A 17,025-nucleotide genomic window follows, 5' to 3' on the forward strand; every position below is an offset into this window, starting at 1 on the left:
ATAGGCCGGGATTGTCATCCCGGCCTACAAAAAAAGCCGGTGGCTTTGCGCCCACCGGCTTTTTCAATTCACAGCTCGCTGGCTCAGTAGTGACCGGAGAACGGAATCATCTTGCGCAGGATCGACGGCGAATGGGGCCAGCGCGCGTCTTTCAGGTACGGATGGTCCGGATAGTTGAGCGTAAGCACCTGGCGCACCTGGTCGGCCTGCTGCTTCTGATCCAGCGCCAGGTAGCTGCGGCACAGGATCGCCAGGGCGTCGCCGGCTTCCGGGGATTCCTGGTAGTGCTCGATCACGTACTGCGCACGATCGGCCGAAGCCACGTACGCCTTGTTGCGCAGGTAGAACTTGGCCACGTTGATTTCGTACTGCGCCAGCACATTGCGCAGGTAGATCATGCGCTGGCGTGCGTCCGCCGCGTACGCACTATCGGGGAAGCGGCGGCTGAGTTCGGCGAAATCGTCGAACGACTTCAGGTTGTAGCCCTGGTCGCGGCGCGTTTGCTTGCCGATTTCCTGGCTGGTGAAAGTGCGCTCGATGATGCCGGCAGTGCGGTCAAAGTTGATCAGGCCGCGCAAGTAATAGGCATAATCCACATGTGGATTGAGCGGGTTCGACTTGATGAAGCGGTTGACCGTGGAATAGGCGTCGTCGGGCTTGTTGTTCTTATACTGCGCGTAAGCCATTTCGAGCTGGGCCTGCTCATTGAACGGGCCGGACGGGAAACGGGCGATCAGACGCTGGTACGCTTTCTCGGCCGCCGAGTAGTCGGCATGGATCAGATCGTTATGGGCCAGGGCGTAAAGCTGCGGCAGCGGCAAGGTATCGAGCTGGTCGCCGCCGTGACGGAACCACGAGCAAGCGCTCATCGTCAGTGCCAGAACGAGCACGATCAATGCTTTAAGGATAGTTGTCGGGGCGGCCGGCAGCTTGGTTACGCGCATGAGTTAGAGGTTCAGATGTTTGAGCGAAAAGGGATCATAGCCGAAACCGGCACCCGGCCGGGGGATCAACAATGACGGGTTCCATCATCCGTCACGAGGCGGTCGTGCCCCTGTCCGCCGCCGGTCGCAGGTTCGACCAGGCTTTGGCCGAGATGTTCCCGGACTACTCCCGTTCGCGCCTTACCGCGTGGATCAAGTCCGGTGCGGTGCTGCTGGACGGCGCCCCGGCCGTGCCGCGCCATTTGCTCAAGGGCGGAGAGCACGTGCGGCTGGAGGCAGAACTGGAAGTCGAGGTCTCCAGCGCCCCGGAAGCCATCGCCCTGGACCTCGTCCATGAGGACGATTACCTGCTGGTACTGAACAAGCCGGTCGGCCTGGTCGTGCATCCGGGCGCCGGCAACCCGGCCGGCACTTTGCTGAATGCGCTGCTCCACCACGAGCCGAAGCTGGCCGAGCTGCCACGCGCCGGCATCGTGCACCGCCTGGACAAGGACACCTCCGGCCTGATGGTGGTCGCCAAGACCCTGGCCGCCCACACCGCCCTGGTCGACATGCTGTCTCGCCATGAAGTCGAGCGCCAATACGAAGCCATCGTGCTGGGCGCCTTGATCGCAGGCGGCACGGTCGACGCCCCGATCGGTCGCCACCATAGCGACCGCCTGCGTCAGGCCGTGCGCGACGAGGAAGACGGCAAGCATGCCATTACGCACTACCGCCTGCGCGAGCGCTTCCGTGCCCATACGTTGATTCAGTGCAACCTGGAAACCGGACGCACACACCAGATCCGCGTGCACCTGGCGCATATCGGTCATGCCTTGGTGGGCGATTCGCTGTACGGTGGCAGCCTGAAGCTGCCCAAGGGCGCAACGCCGGAGCTGGTGACGGCCTTGCGTGGCTTCCGCCGGCAGGCGCTGCATGCGGAGCGCCTGTCGTTCGAACATCCCATCACTGGAGAGTCGGCAAGTTTTTGCGCGGCGCGTCCGACCGACATGGATGCGCTGGTTGCAGCGCTGCGTGACGATTCGGCTGCGCACGAATTGAGTTCGCGCTGACCAGGCGAGCAGGTAGGCTACTTTCTTTGATGTGGGCGGATTTGTAATGTTGCCGGCAAGCGATACCTGGGTCTTCCCGGAATGGCCTGCGCCGCGCGGGGTGCAGGCGGCGGTTTCCACGCGCGAAGGACCGGGCGTTTCGCAGCCGCCGTTCGGGCGTTTCAACCTTGGCCTGCGTAGTGGCGAAGGCGAGCAGACCGTGCGCAGCAACCGCAGTGCATTGCGCCAGTCGCTGGCCTTGCCGGCAGAGCCGCGCTGGTTGCGGCAGGTGCATGGTGTCACCGTGGCGGAGCTTGGTCCTCTGCCCAGTCCGCACGAGCCGGAGGCGGATGCCGCGGTTTCGCATCTGCCCGGCACAGTGCTGGCCGTTCTCACGGCCGATTGCCTGCCGGTGTTGTTCTGCACCGAAGACGCCGGCAGCATCGGCGTTGCGCACGCCGGCTGGCGCGGGCTGGTTGCCGGGGTGCTGGAAGAGACGATTGCGCAAATGCAGCGGCCGGCGAACAGTCTGCTGGCCTGGCTGGGGCCATGCATCGGAGCTGTTTCCTATGAGGTGGGTGAGGAAGTACGCAAGGCTTTTCTTCATCACGATCCCGCCGCGGCATCGGCCTTCGCGCTGACCCGTCCCGGCCATTGGACGTGCGATCTGGCAGCCTTGGCCCGGCAGCGCCTCGCCGCCGCGGGCGTCACCCGGATTTATGGCGGCGGTTTCGATACCCGCGCCGATCAGCGCTTCTATTCCTACCGGCGCGAAGGTGCGCGCAGCGGGCGATTCGCGAGCCTGATCTGGCTGCAGCCGTAGGTTTGCACCCCAACTTACGGCTTAATGCCTGACCATCCCATGCTTGAATAGCCAAGCCCCGTCCGCATCTTTTCGGTCAGTGGCGGCACGTCCGCCAAAACTTTTTGGGGACTATTCCTGATGCGAATGGACAAACTCACTTCGCGTTTCCAGCAGGCGTTGGCCGATGCGCAATCGCTGGCGGTGGGACGCGATCACAACATGCTTGAGCCGGTGCACGTCATGGCGGCCTTGCTCGACCAGCAGGGCGGGTCGACCGCACCACTGCTCACTCAGGGGCACGTCAACGTGCCGGCATTTCGCCAGCGCGTGTTCGAACTGGTCGACCGGCTGCCGAAAGTCAGGGGGCAGGAAGGCAGCATCCACGCCGGCAACGAGCTGACGCGCCTGCTCAATCTCACCGACAAGCTCGCGCAGCAACGCGGCGACCAGTTCATTGCCAGCGAGCTGTTCGTGCTGGCCGCACTGGAAGACAAGGGCGAGCTTGGCGCCGCCTTGAAGGCGGCGGGGGCCACCAAGGCAAACCTGGAGGCAGCCATCGACAAGCTTCGCGGCGGCGAAAAGGTGCAGAGCGAAAACGCCGAAGAGCAGCGCCAGGCGCTGGAGAAATACTGCATCGACCTTACCGCCCGGGCCGAAAGCGGCAAGCTCGACCCGGTGATCGGTCGCGACGAGGAAATCCGTCGCGTGATCCAGGTGCTGCAGCGTCGCACCAAGAACAATCCGGTGCTGATCGGCGAGCCCGGCGTGGGCAAGACTGCGATAGTCGAAGGCCTGGCGCAACGAATCATCAAGAATGAAGTGCCCGAAGGGCTGCGCGACAGGCGCGTGCTTGCGCTCGACATGGGCGCGTTGATTGCCGGCGCGAAATTCCGCGGCGAGTTCGAGGAACGCCTGAAGGCAGTGCTCAATGACCTGGCCAGGAACGAAGGCCAGATCATCCTGTTCATCGACGAATTGCACACGATGGTCGGCGCCGGCAAGGCGGAAGGCGCGATGGATGCGGGCAATATGCTCAAGCCCGCGCTGGCGCGTGGTGAACTGCATTGCATCGGCGCCACCACGCTTGACGAATACCGCAAGTACATCGAGAAGGATGCCGCGTTGGAGCGCCGCTTCCAAAAGGTGTACGTGGGCGAGCCGAACGTGGAAGACACGATCGCGATCCTGCGCGGTTTGAAGGAGCGCTACGCCATGCATCACGGCGTGGAGATCACCGATCCGGCCATCGTCGCCGCGGCCACCCTGTCGAACCGCTACATTACCGATCGCCAGTTGCCGGACAAGGCCATCGACCTGATCGACGAGGCTGCCTCGCGCATCCGCATGGAAATCGACTCCAAGCCGGAAGAACTCGATCGGCTGGAGCGCCGCCTGATCCAGCTGAAGATCCAGCGCGAAATGCTGAAGAAGGAAACCGACGAGGCTTCCAAGAAGCGCCTGGCCGATCTGGATAGCGACATCGAGAAGCTGGAGCGCGAATTCTACGACCTCAACGAAGTGTGGAAGTCGGAAAAGGCCGCATTGCAGGGCGCTACCAAGGTGAAGGAGCAGATCGAGCAGGCGCGCGTGGAGCTTGAGGCGGCGCAGCGCCGGCAGGACTACGCCAAGATGAGCGAAATCCAGTACGGCCGCCTGCCGGCACTGGAGAAACAGCTGGACGCAGCGCAGGCTGCTGAAAAGCAGGAATTCAAGCTGGTGCAGGACCGTGTGACGGAAGAAGAGGTGGCCGAAGTCGTCTCGCGCTGGACCGGCATTCCGGTCAGCAAGATGCTGGAAGGCGAGCGTGACAAGCTGCTGCACATGGAAGCATCGCTGCACAAGCGCGTGGTGGGCCAGGACGAGGCCGTGCATGCGGTGTCCGATGCCATCCGTCGCGCGCGCGCGGGCCTGTCCGATCCGAATCGTCCGTACGGCTCGTTCCTGTTCCTGGGCCCCACCGGCGTGGGCAAGACGGAGCTGTGCAAGGCACTGGCCGAATTTCTGTTCGACACCCAGGAAGCGATGGTGCGCATCGACATGAGCGAGTTCATGGAGAAGCATTCCGTGGCCCGCCTGATCGGGGCGCCTCCGGGCTATGTCGGCTACGAGGAAGGCGGTTATCTCACCGAGGCGGTGCGCCGCCGTCCCTACAGCGTGATCCTGCTGGATGAGGTGGAAAAGGCGCATCCAGACGTGTTCAACGTGCTGCTGCAGGTGCTGGACGATGGCCGCCTTACCGACGGCCAGGGCCGCACCGTGGATTTCCGCAATACGGTGATCGTGATGACCTCCAACCTGGGCTCGCAGTTGATCCAGGAAAATGCTGGCGAAACGGAAGCGGACTACCTGCAGATGAAAGCCGCGGTGCTTGGCGTGGTGCAGGCGCACTTCCGGCCGGAATTCATCAACCGCCTGGATGAGCTGGTGGTGTTCCGCCCCCTGGAGAAGCAGCAGATCCGCAAGATCGCGCTGATCCAGCTGACCTACCTGGAGAAACGCCTGGCCGAGCGGCAGCTCAAGCTGGAAATCGACGACAAGGCGCTCGATCTGCTGGGCAACGTCGGCTTCGATCCGGTCTACGGCGCGCGTCCGCTCAAGCGGGCGATCCAGCAGCAGTTGGAAAATTCGCTGGCCAAGGCAATCCTGGAAGGGCGCTTCGTATCAGGCGATACGATTGCGGTGGGTGCGGAAGGCGGGCATCTGGTTTTTCATCGGCACGCCTGATGCGCTGATCCTTCCGCTCTCCTACAGAGGGCGGGGCAGGGGGGCAGATCTGCGCAGGCCCCCCTGGGGGCGTCATTCCCGCGAAAGCGGGAATCCATCTTCGCTTTGCACCAGAGCAAATGGGTTCCCGCTTTCGCGGGAATGACGGCTCGAAGGATACTCGCGCAAAAAAAATCCCGGCGCGAGGCCGGGATTTTTGTGCGTACACCGCACAAGTGCTTGGCAGTGGGCTTGTTGAGTCACCAGTGATAGATCACTTTGGTGTAATAGTAACGCCCATTGAAGCCCGCGGGTGAAAAATTTGAGTAAGGAATGGTGCCGTTGACGTTGTTGGCGGCAATCGCCTTGTCCGGATAGCTGTTGCTGGCGTTGTCCACGCCCAGCGTAAAGGTCCAGTCGTCCAGGTTGTAGCTGCCGGCCAGGTCCAGCACCCACTGCGGACTGTAGGTCTGGTTGAGCAGGTACGAGCTGTTGCTGTAGGCAGTGAAGTTGCCATAACGGGTGAGATTGCCGTTGAACACCCAATGGCCCAGCGTGTAGTTCTCGTTGAGAATCAGCTTGCTGCGCGGCGTGGAGTTGGCGAGCAGGCCTTTGATGTCGCGATAGGTCACGCGCTGCAAATGCAGCCCCAGCGCGTCCAGTTGCGCTGGATTGGGCGCCACGTGCGTCACCTGCGTGCGGTTGTAGTTGTAGCTCAGGGTGCTGTCCAGCACGCCGGCATTGCCGAAGTTGGAGCGGAAGCTGGCCACCAGATCGCCGCCTTGGGTGCGCGTGTCCACGGCATTGGTGAAGTACTGCGCCGAGCTGTAAGCCACGTCGGTGACGCCGTTCGCGGCCAGATAAGCCACGATCGCCGGCTTGTTCAGGCCGCTCAGGGTGCTGGAAAGCACGATCCGGTGGTAGACGTTGATCTGGTAGAGGTCGAAGGTCAGTGTCAGCGGATCGATCGGGTTGAATACCGCGCCTACGGTGTAGTTGTGCGAGCGTTCCGGCCGAAGCGCTTGCGCACCCAGCAATTGCGCCACCGAATTGCCGACCGGCAGCAGGCCGGTCTGATAGATGCCAGGCGCTACGCCCGGGCCTGCGCTGCTCGGCGTGAGATACAGCGAACCGATCTGGGAATAGTCTTCCTGGGCGAGCGACGGCGCGCGGAAGCCGCTTGACACGCTGGCGCGCAGTGCAAAGCGGTCGGTAAAGTCATAGCGTCCGGCCAGGGCGCCGGACACCGTATTGCCGAAATCGTTGTAGTGCTCATGGCGCACGGCGAACGAGGTGCCAAGCTTGTCCGTGAGGTTGGTTTCCAGGCTCACGTACTGGGCCACATCACTGCGGCTCCACGAGCCGGTGTTTACCGGGCTGTAGCCGCTGAAGCCCTGGGCGCCGCCGCCTACGCCGGAGCTGCCCACGTAGTAGGAACTCGGATCTCCTGCGCTGATCCGGTAGGTGTCGCGTTGATACTCGCCGCCGAAGGCGAGCGTCACCGGGTTGGGTAGCCAGCCCAGGTTGAAGTCCTTGGCGATGTCGACATCCGCCAATTGCTGCGCGGACGAGACGATGCCGTCGAAGAAGCGGGTGGGCGTAAAGCCGAAGTCGTGCAGGAAAGCGTAGTTGGCGGTGTGGATGGTGTCGAGCGATACGCGGTTGCCGCCGTAGTTCGCGCTTACATCCCAGCGCCAGCCGCCGCTGGTGGTGCCGCGCACGCCGGCTACCAGCGACCGGTCGGTGCTGCGAGGCTGCAGCAGTGGCTGATAGCCTCCTGCATAAAGTGACGTGAGCGCTGCCTTCACCGAGGACGGATAGCCGAACGGATTGCGGTACAGCTCATCGGAATCGGCCTTGCGGGTACGATAGCTGCCGAACGCGTAGAACTGGATGTTGCTGGTGATGTCGTACTGCGAGTTCAGGAAGATGCTGTGCTGACTCACCGCCGGATCGCCGAACACCTGCTTCTCGCCCAGTTGCGGATAGCGGACGTCGGCGCCGCCGTGATTGGTCGGATCCTGATGCCCACTGTCCAGGGTGATGCGCAACCAGCCCTTGTCGCCGTTCAAGGGAATGCCGAAGTTGGCCGAACCGTCCCATTGCTTGCCGCCACCGCGCTGGTAACGGCCGCCGTTCAGTTCGATCGAGCCGCCTTTGTCGCCGTGCTTCAGGATGATGTTGATCACACCGGCAAGGGCGTCCGATCCGTACTGTGCGGATGCGCCGTCGCGCAGCACTTCGATGTGGTCGATCGCGGCCACGGGAATGGTGTTGAGGTCCACCGCGGCCGAGCCGCGCCCGATGGTGCCATTGACGTTCACCATGGCACCGCTGTGCCAACGCTTGCCATTCACCAGCACCAGCACCTGGTCTGGCGCAAGGCCGCGCAGCTGCGCGGGACGCTGCGCGTCGGTCGCGTCGGTGGCTGCGGGACGCGGGAAATTCAAGGAGGGAATCAGGCGCGCCAAGGCCGTGGACAGTTCGTTGGTGCCGGTGCTTTGCAGTGCCGAAGCGGGCACCACGTCGATCGGCGACAGCGAAGTGCTGTCGGTGCGGTTCTGCGCGCGCGTGCCGGTCACGATCACCGCCTGCAGATTTTTCGCATTGTTGGAAGGGGTGGAGGTATCGCTTTGCGAAGTGTTCTGCGCGTTGGCAGTGGAAGCGAGCGCGAGCAGAAGGGAGGCAGTGAGCAGCTTGGTGGCGATTTTGCCGGTGCGGTTCTTCCGAGACCCGCCCCGATAGGGCCGGTTATTGCCGTCATTCATGGATGGTTCCCCGATTTTTGTTATTGCTGCGCGGCAGCAATTGCAGATTAGTGACAATGCCGCCCGGCATCAATCAGCAATCGAACGAAAAACATTCCAAATGGAAATATCCATGCCGGACATGGGCTTGCCCCTTTTTGTAGGCTGGGATGGCAATCCCAGCATCGTATGTGCTGTGTACATGGCGATGCTGGGTTTCCCAACCCAGCCTACGATTGCCATCCCAGCCTACGCCGAAGGAGTGCGTTCAGAGGGTCCCTAGGCATGCTGTAACGCACGTTCTAAGATGCGGCGGCCTGAGGTGACTGCCGAGAGACTTGGCGGTTGAAACGGGAATCCGGTGCGCTGCTTGCGCAGTCATGCCGGAGCTGCCCCCGCAACGGTAGGCGAGCAATACGATCCACAACTGCCACTGTGCTGATGCATGGGAAGGCGTGGATCGGAGGGATAAGCCTCTGCTCGCAAGCCCGGAGACCGGCCACAGGCTGAAACCGTACAGGCGGAGGGCCTGCGTCGGGGCCGCTGCGTAAGTACCGGTGCCGCGTTTGCCTTCCTCCTGTCGCCTGTAACGCCTGGGCTTGATGCCATGGCATGCGGAGGAACCTATGAGCGAGCAACCATCGCGCGATCCGATGACGCCGGAAGAGCGGCATCGCGAACGCATGCAGCGCAAGAAGGAACTGGTCGATCGCAAGATCGCACGCGCCACCATCGACCGCGGCGTGCTGGTGGTGAACACCGGCAATGGCAAGGGCAAGAGCTCTTCCGGCTTCGGCATGCTGGCGCGTTCGCTGGGACACGGTTTCCAGTGTGGCGTGGTGCAGTTCATCAAAGGCACCTTCTCGACCGGCGAAGAAGCCTTCTTTCGCCACTTTGCTGGCGAGCAGCTCGACTACCACGTGATGGGTGAGGGCTTTACCTGGGAAACCCAGGACCGTGCACGGGATATCGCGGCAGCGCAGGCGGCGTGGAAGATCGCCGCGGGGATGCTGGCCGACCCGGCCTATGACTTCGTGCTGCTGGATGAACTGAACATCGCGCTGGTCAAGCAGTATGTCCAGCTCGAGCAGGTGCTCGAAGCCGTTGCCGCCCGGCCGCGGCGCCAGCACGTGGTGATCACCGGGCGCGGTGCGCCGGAAGGGCTGATCGCCGTAGCGGATACGGTGACCGAGATGCGAGTGGTGAAACATGCCTTTGATGCGGGCATCAAGGCGCAGCAGGGCATCGAGCTGTGACCATGCGCCGCTGTCCTGCCCTGTTGGTTTCCGCACCCGCCTCCGGGCAGGGCAAGACATCGGTGACTTCAGCGCTGGCGCGCTGGCACGTGCGACAAGGGCGACGCGTAAGGGTGTTCAAGACCGGCCCGGATTTTCTCGATCCCCTGGTGCTGGCACGTGCGGCAGGCACTCCGGCCTATCAGCTGGATTTGTGGATGTGCGGCGAAGCGGATGTGCGCCGGCGTCTGTTTGAGGCCGCCGCAGAGGCCGACCTGATCCTGGTGGAAGGTGTGATGGGTTTGTTCGATGGCGCGCCTTCCAGTGCCGATCTCGCGCAGCAACTGGGCTTGCCGGTGCTGGCGGTGATCGATGGTTCGGCCATGGCGCAAACCTTCGGTGCGCTCGCCTGTGGCCTGGCGACCTATCGCGAAGGGTTGTCGATGCATGGCGTGGCGGCCAATCGCATCGGCAGTGCTTACCACGCGCAGTTGTTGCAGGAGAGTCTGCCGCCTTCGCTGCATTGGCTGGGGGCCTTGCCGCGCGAAGACCAGCTCGCATTGCCGGAACGCCATCTGGGTCTGATCCCGGCAGGCGAGTTGTCCGACCTCGATGCGCGGCTCGACGGCTTGGCGCAAGCATGGGCGCAACATGCGGCGACCGCGCTGCCGCCACCCGTTGCATTCGAAGCGCAGGCCGCCGCCGCGGTGCCGCCGCTGTTGCAAGGCAAGCGCATTGCGATAGCGCACGACGATGCATTCTGCTTCGTGTATCCGGCCAATCTGGATCTGTTGCGCGCAGCGGGCGCGGAACTGTGCTTTTTCTCGCCTGTAGCCGGCGACGCGCTGCCTGGCTGCGATGCGGTGTGGCTGCCTGGCGGCTATCCGGAATTGCATCTGGCGGCCTTGTCGCAGCGCCATGATCTGCATGCCGCGTTGCGCGCACATCGTGATGCCGGCAAGCCGATGCTCGCCGAATGCGGTGGCTTGCTGTTTGCGCTGGACTCGCTGGCGGACTCGGACGGCCACGCCGCAAGCATGGCCGGCCTGTTGCCAGGGCACGCTGCAATGCAGTCACGACTGGCCGCACTGGGCCTGCAAGGCGCGGCGCTGCCGGAGGGCGAATTGCGCGGACATACGTTTCACTACGCGCAGGCATCCATCGATGCCGTGCCGCTCGCGCATGCGTTCAACCCGAACCATGGCCCGTGCAAGGAAGCGGTCTATCGCGACCGGCGGCTTACCGCCAGTTTCGTGCATTTCTATTTTCCCTCGAACGCGCTGGCCGCATTGCAGTTGTTCCTGCCATGAGTACCGTGCTGGCCATGCTTGCCGCCGTATGGCTGGACCGTTTGCTCGGTGAGCCGCGACGTGCGCATCCGCTGGTGGCCTTCGGCCGCATGACAAGTTGGGTCGAGCAGCATTTCTACGCAGACCTGCGTGCAAGCGGATTGCTTGCCTGGTCGCTTGCTGTGCTGCCATGCGTGGCTCTACTGACGATAGTGCAGCGAGTCGCACCCGTGTGGCTTGCCTGGTGCATGGATGTGGTCGTGCTCTACGCTGCGCTGGGTTTGCGTAGTCTGCGCGAGCATGCGCAACCGGTAGCGCATGCACTTGCAGCGGGCGAAATGGAGCAGGCCCGCAAGGCAGTGGGACGGATGGTCAGTCGTGACACGGCAGCATTGGCTGCCGGTCAGGTCGCTGCGGCAGCCACGGAGTCGGTGCTCGAAAACGGCAACGATGCGGTGTTCGGCGCCTTGTTCTGGTTCGCCGTCCTGGGTGCGCCCGGCGCGCTGCTCTACCGTTTGGCCAATACGCTCGACGCCATGTGGGGCTATCGCACGCCACGTTACGACCGTTTCGGCTGGGCCGCGGCGCGTATCGATGACGTACTGAATTTCATGCCTGCGCGGCTCACGGCTTTTACGTACGCCTTGTGCGGGCATTTCGAGGGTGCGATGCGTTGCTGGCAAACGCAGGCATCGCAATGGGACAGCCCTAACGCCGGGCCGGTCATGGCAGCAGGTGCGGGTGCGCTGGGGGTGAGGTTGGGTGGCGCTGCGCCTTATCACGGGGTGTGGGAGGCGCGGCCTGAACTGGGGGTAGGGGGCGCGCCGGACGCGGATGCTGTCCATCGCGCGTTGCGCTTGTTGCACCGGGGCGTCGTGCTTTGGCTCGCTGTCGCATTGTTGTTGGGCCTGGTGCTGCAAGGAGGCCTGCATGCTTGAGCACGGCGGCCGCTTGCGGCGCGCGGCGCATGAATACGGTATTCCGTTGGAAGCTTGGCTGGATCTGTCGACCGGCATCAGTCCTTTTGGGTGGCCGGTGCCGGATATCCCATCCGCTGCCTGGCGGCGCCTGCCCGAGGACGATGATGGCCTGGCCGAGGCGGCGCGTGCGTACTACGAAGCGCCGCAGCTATTGCCAGTAGCCGGTTCGCAAGCCGCCATCCAGGCGCTGCCGTGGCTGCGCGCTACATCGCACGTAGGGATCATTGCGCCGGGTTATGCCGAACATGCGCATGCATGGCAACGCGCGGGCCATCACGTGAAGACCCTGGCTGCAAGGGAGCTGCTGGCGAACATCGGTGCTTGGGATGTGCTGGTGCTGATTCATCCCAACAACCCTGGCGGCGATCGTTTCGCTGTGGAAGAACTGCTGATGGCGCATGCCGAACTGGCAGCGCGCGGTGGCTGGCTGGTGGTCGATGAGGCGTTCATGGACGTAGCGCCGCAGCAAAGCCTGTGCCGGTATACCGATCGCGCGGGTCTCGTCGTATTGCGCTCGGCGGGCAAATTCTTCGGCTTGGCAGGCGCGCGTGCCGGCTTCGTATGCGCATCGCCTGCCTTGCTTGAGTCACTGCAGGAACAATTGGGTCCCTGGGCATTGAGCGGGCCTGCTCGTTACGTATTACGGCAGGCGCTGACCGATCGCGCGTGGCAGGCGTCGGCACGCGTTCGCCTCTTGCGAACGAGCGAAAGGCTGGCGGTGTTGCTTGCTCGACATGGCTTGGCTCCTGCGGCAGGGTGCGGCTTGTTTCAATGGTGTCGGCACGATACTGCCGCTCGTATGCACCGCGCACTCGCCGAGCGCGGCATTCTTACCCGCCTGTTCGACGGGCCGCCAAGCCTGCGCTTTGGCCTGCCTCCTGACGAGGCTGCGTTCGAGCGTCTCGATCAAGCTTTGGCGGAGGTGTTGCGATGACCGCGCGCGTGCTGATGGTGCAGGGCTGTACGTCCGATGCAGGCAAGAGCACGCTGGTGACGGCATTGTGCCGATGGGCGTACCGCCGGCGCTTGCGCGTTGCGCCGTTCAAGCCGCAGAACATGGCGCTGAATTCGGCCGTGACGATGGACGGCGGAGAGATCGGGCGTGCGCAGGCCGTCCAGGCGCAGGCATGCGGACTGGAGCCAATGGTCGATTTCAATCCCGTGCTGCTGAAACCAAACAGCGATGTCGGCGCGCAGGTCATAGTTCACGGCCGCGCTGTGGCGAATATGGATGCGCGCGACTATCACGACTACAAGCGCCGTGCCTTCGAGGCGGTAATGGCATCACACGGGCGGCTGGCCGAGGCCTATGATGCCGTGATCGTCGAAGGCGCGGGCAGTCCCGCTGAAATCAACCTGCGCGATGGCGATATCGCCAACATGGGCTACGCCGAAGCAGTCGATTGCCCGGTGATCCTTGTCGCCGATATCGATCGTGGCGGTGTGTTCGCCCATCTCGTCGGTACGTTGGCCTTGCTGTCGTCCAGCGAGCGGGCGCGGGTGGCTGGCTTCGTGATCAACCGCTTTCGTGGCGATCTGGCTTTGCTGCAGTCGGGACTGGACTGGCTCGAACGGGAAACCGGCAAGCCGGTGCTGGGCGTTTTGCCTTATCTACCAGGCTTGCACCTGGAAGCCGAGGATGCTTTGCCGCAAGCGCAGCCGGAAAAAATGGCCGCGCCGTTGCGTGTGGCGGTGCCGGCCTTGCCGCGCATCAGCAACCACACCGATTTCGATGCATTGCGTGCGCACCCCGGTGTCGGCCTGCATTTCGTCGGCCTCGGGCAATCCCTGCCGGCTTGCGACCTCGTCATTCTGCCCGGCTCCAAATCCACGCGTGCCGACTTGGCCTGGTTGCGTGCGCAGGGCTGGGACGAAGCCATCGCACGACATCTGCGCTATGGCGGCAAGGTGCTGGGGATCTGCGGCGGCCTGCAGATGCTGGGACAAGCTGTGCACGATCCGCTGGGTATCGAAGGCGAGCCCGGTTCCAGCGCGGGGCTGGGCTGGCTCGATCTGGAAACCGCACTGCAGCCGCAAAAGCAGTTGTGTCGCGTGCAGGGTAGGCTGGCGTTTGCCGAGGCCCGCGTGCAAGGCTACGAAATCCATTGCGGCATCAGCCGGGGCGCGGGCCTGGCAAGCCCGTTCGCGCGCCTCGATGACGGGCGCAGTGACGGCGCGATTTCTGCGGATGGGCAGGTGATGGGCAGCTACCTGCACGGCTTGTTCGACGATCCGCAGGCTTTGTCCGCTTTGCTGCAATGGGCGGGTATGCGCCATGCCGCCGAGCTGGATATGCGAGCCTTGCGCGAAGCCGGAATCGAGCGCCTGGCGGATATGGTCGACGCGCATTTGCAGACGAATCTGCTCGAGCAATGGCTGGGGGTCACCGCATGCGTAGCCTGATACTCGGTGGCGCCCGCTCCGGCAAGAGCGCTCTGGCAGAACGCCTGGCCGTCGATAGCGGGTTGGAAGTCGTCTACATCGCCACCGCGCAGGCCGGTGATGGGGAAATGGCGGCGCGCATCGCCCATCATCGCGCGCGACGCCCACAGCAATGGTTGTGTGTGGAAGAGCCGGTTCATCTTGCCGGCGTGCTGCGCGAGTACGCGCGCGAGAATCGTTGCATCCTGGTCGATTGCCTTACGCTATGGCTCAGCAATCTGCTAGGCGCTGCGGATGAGCCGTTTTTTGCACGCGAGCGCGCCCGCCTGCTGGAGGCTTTGCCCGCTTTGCCCGGTGAGCTGCTGATGGTCAGCAACGAAGTCGGTCTTGGCATCGTGCCGCTGGGTGAATTGACGCGGCGCTTCGTCGACGAAACTGGCCGGCTGCATCAAGCAATGGCCGCGCTCTGCGAGCGAGTCGTGTTCGTGGCCGCAGGCCTACCTCTTGTCCTCAAAGGAACCATGCCATGAGTCTCGATTGGCTTTTCGCCCCTTGTGCGCAGCCCGCGGTCGAACAGACCGAAGCGGCGCGAGCGCATCAACTGCAATTGACCAAACCGCCGGGTTCGCTCGGCCAGCTGGAAGCGATAGCCATCCAACTCGCTTCCTTGCAGCGCACTGCCCAGCCGTCGGTGGATCGCGTGTGGATCAGCGTGTTCGCCGCCGATCACGGCGTGGCGGAGGAAGGCGTATCCGCCTTCCCGCAAGCCGTGACGGGCGAGATGGTGCGCAATTTTGCCAGTGGCGGCGCGGCGATCAGCGTGCTGGCGCGCAGCCTGGATGCCTGGCTGGAGGTGGTGAACCTGGGAACGGTGAATGATCCGGGCGAGATTGCGGGGGTGCGCCGCGCGATCATCGCGCCATCCACAGCGAATTTCTGTGTTGGGGCGGCCATGACCGAGGCACAGCTGGATGCGGCCCTCGAGGTTGGCGCGCAAAGCGTGCGAGCCGCGCAAAGGGCGGCGATACAACTGTTTATCGCGGGCGAAATGGGTATTGCCAACACGACGTCGGCGACAGCGCTGGCAAGCGCCCTGCTAGATGAGCCGCCTTCCTGTCTTGCCGGCGCCGGCACCGGCCTCGACGCAGCGGGGATCCAACACAAGGTAGCGGTGCTGGAGCGTGCGTTGGCGTTGCACGCCAACGCAAACAGCGTCCTGGAACAATTGCGTTGCCTCGGTGGCTTCGAGATTGTCGCGCTGGTGGGCGCTTACGTGGCGGCGGCGCAAGCTGGCATCCCGGTGCTGGTTGATGGCTTCATCAGCACCGCAGCCGCTTTGGCTGCGGCAACGATCCAGCCGGAGGTACGCCCCTGGCTGTTGTTTGCGCACCGCTCGAAGGAGCACGGCCACGCCCGTTTGTTGATAGCGTTGCAGGCAGAGCCGTTGGTCGATCTGGGCCTGCGCCTGGGTGAAGCCAGTGGAGCCGCTACCGTGGTACCTCTGCTGCGCCTGGCTTGCGCCTTGCACAACGGCATGGCTACTTTCGAACAGGCCGGCGTATCCAATGCCGATTGACTTGCTCCGCCATGGCGATACCGGGCAACGCAGCTACCGTGGCCAGCTTGATGATGCCTTGAGCGAGCTGGGCTGGTCGCAGTTGCGCGCGGCGGTTGAAGGGCGCGCATGGGATGGCATCGTTTCGTCATCGCTCCAGCGCTGCGCGGCGTTCGCGCAAGAGTTGTCGCTGGAGCGCGGCTTGCCATTGCGCATTGATGCACGACTTGCCGAATATCACTTCGGTGCATGGCAGGGCATGCCGATCGAGCAAATCGCGCAGGAGCAGGGCGATGCATTGGCGCGCTTCTGGGCCGATCCGGTGCAGCATCCGCCGCCGGGTGCGGAAACGTTTGCTGAATTTCACGATCGCCTGAGCGGGGCGCTCGACGACATCGCGGCGGATGCCGCGGAGCAACGAGTGCTGGTGATCACCCACGGTGGCGCGATTCGCCTGTTGCGTTGCCGGGCCGAGCGGCGCAGCTATGGCGATATGGCCAACATCGAAGTTCCGCATGCCTCGTTGCATCTCTTGCCCTGGCCGATGGCGGTATCCGCCTGATGCGCGCGCTGCTGCTGGCGATCGGCTTTCTTACACGGCTGCCGGTGCCGGCCCATGCGTATGACGATGCGCAGGCCAAAGCTGCGTCGCTGGCCTGGTACCCGCTGGTCGGGCTGTTGCTAGGCCTGCTGCTGGGGGTGCTGGCGTGGTTGCTGCGCGACACGCCCAGTTTGCTGGCAGCAGCCCTGCTGGCAGCGGCCTGGGTGGCGCTGACGGGCGCATTGCACCTGGATGGCCTGGCTGACAGCGCCGATGCCTGGATCGGCGGCATGGGCGATCGCGAGAAAACCCTGGCGATCATGAAGGATCCGCGCTCCGGTCCTGCCGGGGTGGTGGCCCTGGTGTTGGCGCTGCTGCTTAAATTCTCGGCCCTGGCCAGCCTGGGGCCGGCGCCATGGGCAGCGTTGCTGCTGACGCCGACCTTGGCGCGGGCAGGGCTTACCGCTTTGTTTCTCACTACCCCCTATGTGCGCAGCGGCGGACTGGGCTCGGCCTTGTCGGGCGCGCCTAGCCGGGCGTGCGGGCTCGCCTTGCTGCTCACTGCGGTGGGATGCGTGCTGTTTGGCAGCCGCGGCTTGCTGGCGTTTTTAGTGACCGCAGCCGTATTCGGACTATGGCGGCAGGCTTGTATGACCCGGTTGGGCGGCTGCACCGGCGATACGGCCGGCGCGCTGGCGGAGATGTTGGAGGTAGCGTTGCTAGTGGCTTTGGCCGTACGCTGAGGCAGGCCGTTGAAACCGGCCGTTCCGTCCCGATAATCACCCGCGACCATCGGCCCCGATGGCGTTTGCG

General features: G+C 63.8%; 15 protein-coding genes and 1 riboswitch. Of the genes, 13 read left to right on the forward strand and 2 right to left on the reverse strand.

The window, feature by feature from the left end; genetic code table 11:
- Window positions 1-83 precede the first annotated feature (83 nt).
- Entirely contained in the window at window positions 84-944 is an 861-nt protein-coding gene (locus EKH80_RS08290) for an outer membrane protein assembly factor BamD (protein WP_126684268.1), read from the reverse strand.
- Between the two features lie 71 nt (window positions 945-1,015).
- On the opposite strand from EKH80_RS08290, the gene rluD reads away from it, so the two are divergent.
- The 3 genes from rluD (at window position 1,016) to clpB (ending at window position 5,504) form a co-directional block, all read left to right on the forward strand.
- Window positions 1,016-1,996 carry a 23S rRNA pseudouridine(1911/1915/1917) synthase RluD gene (gene rluD, locus EKH80_RS08295; RefSeq protein ID WP_126684269.1) on the forward strand — a complete coding sequence of 327 codons (981 nt, stop codon included), beginning with the start codon at window positions 1,016-1,018 and terminating at the stop codon, window positions 1,994-1,996.
- Between the two features lie 46 nt (window positions 1,997-2,042).
- Window positions 2,043-2,798: a peptidoglycan editing factor PgeF gene (gene pgeF / locus EKH80_RS08300; protein WP_126684270.1), complete on the forward strand. Its 756-nt coding sequence runs from the start codon at window positions 2,043-2,045 to the stop codon at window positions 2,796-2,798.
- Between the two features lie 120 nt (window positions 2,799-2,918).
- On the forward strand, window positions 2,919-5,504 hold the full coding sequence (gene clpB, locus EKH80_RS08305) for an ATP-dependent chaperone ClpB (protein WP_126684271.1): 2,586 nt from the start codon (window positions 2,919-2,921) through the stop codon (window positions 5,502-5,504).
- 239 nt (window positions 5,505-5,743) lie between these two features.
- Here the strand turns inward: clpB and EKH80_RS08310 are convergent, their stop codons facing one another.
- A complete protein-coding gene (locus EKH80_RS08310) occupies window positions 5,744-8,251 on the reverse strand; it encodes a TonB-dependent receptor plug domain-containing protein (protein ID WP_126684272.1) in 2,508 nt (835 codons plus the stop codon).
- Here EKH80_RS08310 and EKH80_RS08315 point away from each other — a divergent pair.
- The 10 genes from EKH80_RS08315 to EKH80_RS08360 all read left to right on the forward strand — a co-directional run bounded on the left by EKH80_RS08315 (window position 8,250) and on the right by EKH80_RS08360 (window position 16,955).
- On the forward strand, window positions 8,250-8,513 hold the full coding sequence (locus tag EKH80_RS08315; RefSeq protein WP_126684273.1) for a hypothetical protein: 264 nt from the start codon (window positions 8,250-8,252) through the stop codon (window positions 8,511-8,513). The genes EKH80_RS08310 and EKH80_RS08315 overlap by 2 nt on opposite strands.
- Before the next feature lie 20 nt (window positions 8,514-8,533).
- Window positions 8,534-8,748, forward strand: a riboswitch (cobalamin riboswitch).
- Window positions 8,749-8,883: 135 nt separating this feature from the next.
- On the forward strand, window positions 8,884-9,486 hold the full coding sequence (gene cobO / locus EKH80_RS08320; protein ID WP_126684448.1) for a cob(I)yrinic acid a,c-diamide adenosyltransferase: 603 nt from the start codon (window positions 8,884-8,886) through the stop codon (window positions 9,484-9,486).
- Window positions 9,487-9,488: 2 nt separating this feature from the next.
- Window positions 9,489-10,775, forward strand: a complete 1,287-nt coding sequence (locus EKH80_RS08325; protein ID WP_230473503.1) for a cobyrinic acid a,c-diamide synthase CobB — start codon at window positions 9,489-9,491, stop codon at window positions 10,773-10,775.
- Complete coding sequence (gene cbiB, locus EKH80_RS08330; RefSeq protein ID WP_126684275.1) at window positions 10,772-11,692, forward strand: adenosylcobinamide-phosphate synthase CbiB; 921 nt, start codon at window positions 10,772-10,774, stop codon at window positions 11,690-11,692. Before EKH80_RS08325 ends, cbiB begins: the two co-directional genes overlap by 4 nt.
- Entirely contained in the window at window positions 11,685-12,668 is a 984-nt protein-coding gene (cobD, locus tag EKH80_RS08335) for a threonine-phosphate decarboxylase CobD (protein ID WP_126684276.1), read from the forward strand. Before cbiB ends, cobD begins: the two co-directional genes overlap by 8 nt.
- Window positions 12,665-14,137: a cobyric acid synthase gene (locus tag EKH80_RS08340; protein ID WP_126684277.1), complete on the forward strand. Its 1,473-nt coding sequence runs from the start codon at window positions 12,665-12,667 to the stop codon at window positions 14,135-14,137. The genes cobD and EKH80_RS08340 overlap by 4 nt, the downstream gene beginning before the upstream one ends.
- Window positions 14,125-14,646: a bifunctional adenosylcobinamide kinase/adenosylcobinamide-phosphate guanylyltransferase gene (gene cobU / locus EKH80_RS08345; protein WP_126684278.1), complete on the forward strand. Its 522-nt coding sequence runs from the start codon at window positions 14,125-14,127 to the stop codon at window positions 14,644-14,646. The genes EKH80_RS08340 and cobU overlap by 13 nt, the downstream gene beginning before the upstream one ends.
- A complete protein-coding gene (cobT, locus tag EKH80_RS08350) occupies window positions 14,643-15,692 on the forward strand; it encodes a nicotinate-nucleotide--dimethylbenzimidazole phosphoribosyltransferase (RefSeq protein WP_126684279.1) in 1,050 nt (349 codons plus the stop codon). Before cobU ends, cobT begins: the two co-directional genes overlap by 4 nt.
- Window positions 15,682-16,233 (forward strand): histidine phosphatase family protein, encoded by a 552-nt coding sequence (locus EKH80_RS08355; protein ID WP_126684280.1) that lies wholly within the window; start codon window positions 15,682-15,684, stop codon window positions 16,231-16,233. The genes cobT and EKH80_RS08355 overlap by 11 nt, the downstream gene beginning before the upstream one ends.
- Window positions 16,230-16,955 (forward strand): adenosylcobinamide-GDP ribazoletransferase, encoded by a 726-nt coding sequence (locus EKH80_RS08360; RefSeq protein WP_126684449.1) that lies wholly within the window; start codon window positions 16,230-16,232, stop codon window positions 16,953-16,955. Before EKH80_RS08355 ends, EKH80_RS08360 begins: the two co-directional genes overlap by 4 nt.
- The last annotated feature ends 70 nt before the right edge of the window (window positions 16,956-17,025 follow it).

The organism is Dyella choica, from assembly GCF_003977665.1.
Taxonomy (GTDB): domain Bacteria; phylum Pseudomonadota; class Gammaproteobacteria; order Xanthomonadales; family Rhodanobacteraceae; genus Dyella_B; species Dyella_B choica.

What these genes read in the sequence shown, in the direction of transcription:
- EKH80_RS08290 (WP_126684268.1), bottom strand. Translation starts at nt 944, where the DNA reads ATGCGCGTAACCAAGCTGCCGGCCGCCCCGACAACTATCCTTAAAGCA.
- rluD (WP_126684269.1), top strand. Translation starts at nt 1,016, where the DNA reads ATGACGGGTTCCATCATCCGTCACGAGGCGGTCGTGCCCCTGTCCGCC.
- pgeF (WP_126684270.1), top strand. Translation starts at nt 2,043, where the DNA reads ATGTTGCCGGCAAGCGATACCTGGGTCTTCCCGGAATGGCCTGCGCCG.
- clpB (WP_126684271.1), top strand. Translation starts at nt 2,919, where the DNA reads ATGCGAATGGACAAACTCACTTCGCGTTTCCAGCAGGCGTTGGCCGAT.
- EKH80_RS08315 (WP_126684273.1), top strand. Translation starts at nt 8,250, where the DNA reads ATGGATGGTTCCCCGATTTTTGTTATTGCTGCGCGGCAGCAATTGCAG.
- EKH80_RS08310 (WP_126684272.1), bottom strand. Translation starts at nt 8,251, where the DNA reads ATGAATGACGGCAATAACCGGCCCTATCGGGGCGGGTCTCGGAAGAAC.
- cobO (WP_126684448.1), top strand. Translation starts at nt 8,884, where the DNA reads ATGACGCCGGAAGAGCGGCATCGCGAACGCATGCAGCGCAAGAAGGAA.
- EKH80_RS08325 (WP_230473503.1), top strand. Translation starts at nt 9,489, where the DNA reads ATGCGCCGCTGTCCTGCCCTGTTGGTTTCCGCACCCGCCTCCGGGCAG.
- cbiB (WP_126684275.1), top strand. Translation starts at nt 10,772, where the DNA reads ATGAGTACCGTGCTGGCCATGCTTGCCGCCGTATGGCTGGACCGTTTG.
- cobD (WP_126684276.1), top strand. Translation starts at nt 11,685, where the DNA reads ATGCTTGAGCACGGCGGCCGCTTGCGGCGCGCGGCGCATGAATACGGT.
- EKH80_RS08340 (WP_126684277.1), top strand. Translation starts at nt 12,665, where the DNA reads ATGACCGCGCGCGTGCTGATGGTGCAGGGCTGTACGTCCGATGCAGGC.
- cobU (WP_126684278.1), top strand. Translation starts at nt 14,125, where the DNA reads ATGCGTAGCCTGATACTCGGTGGCGCCCGCTCCGGCAAGAGCGCTCTG.
- cobT (WP_126684279.1), top strand. Translation starts at nt 14,643, where the DNA reads ATGAGTCTCGATTGGCTTTTCGCCCCTTGTGCGCAGCCCGCGGTCGAA.
- EKH80_RS08355 (WP_126684280.1), top strand. Translation starts at nt 15,682, where the DNA reads ATGCCGATTGACTTGCTCCGCCATGGCGATACCGGGCAACGCAGCTAC.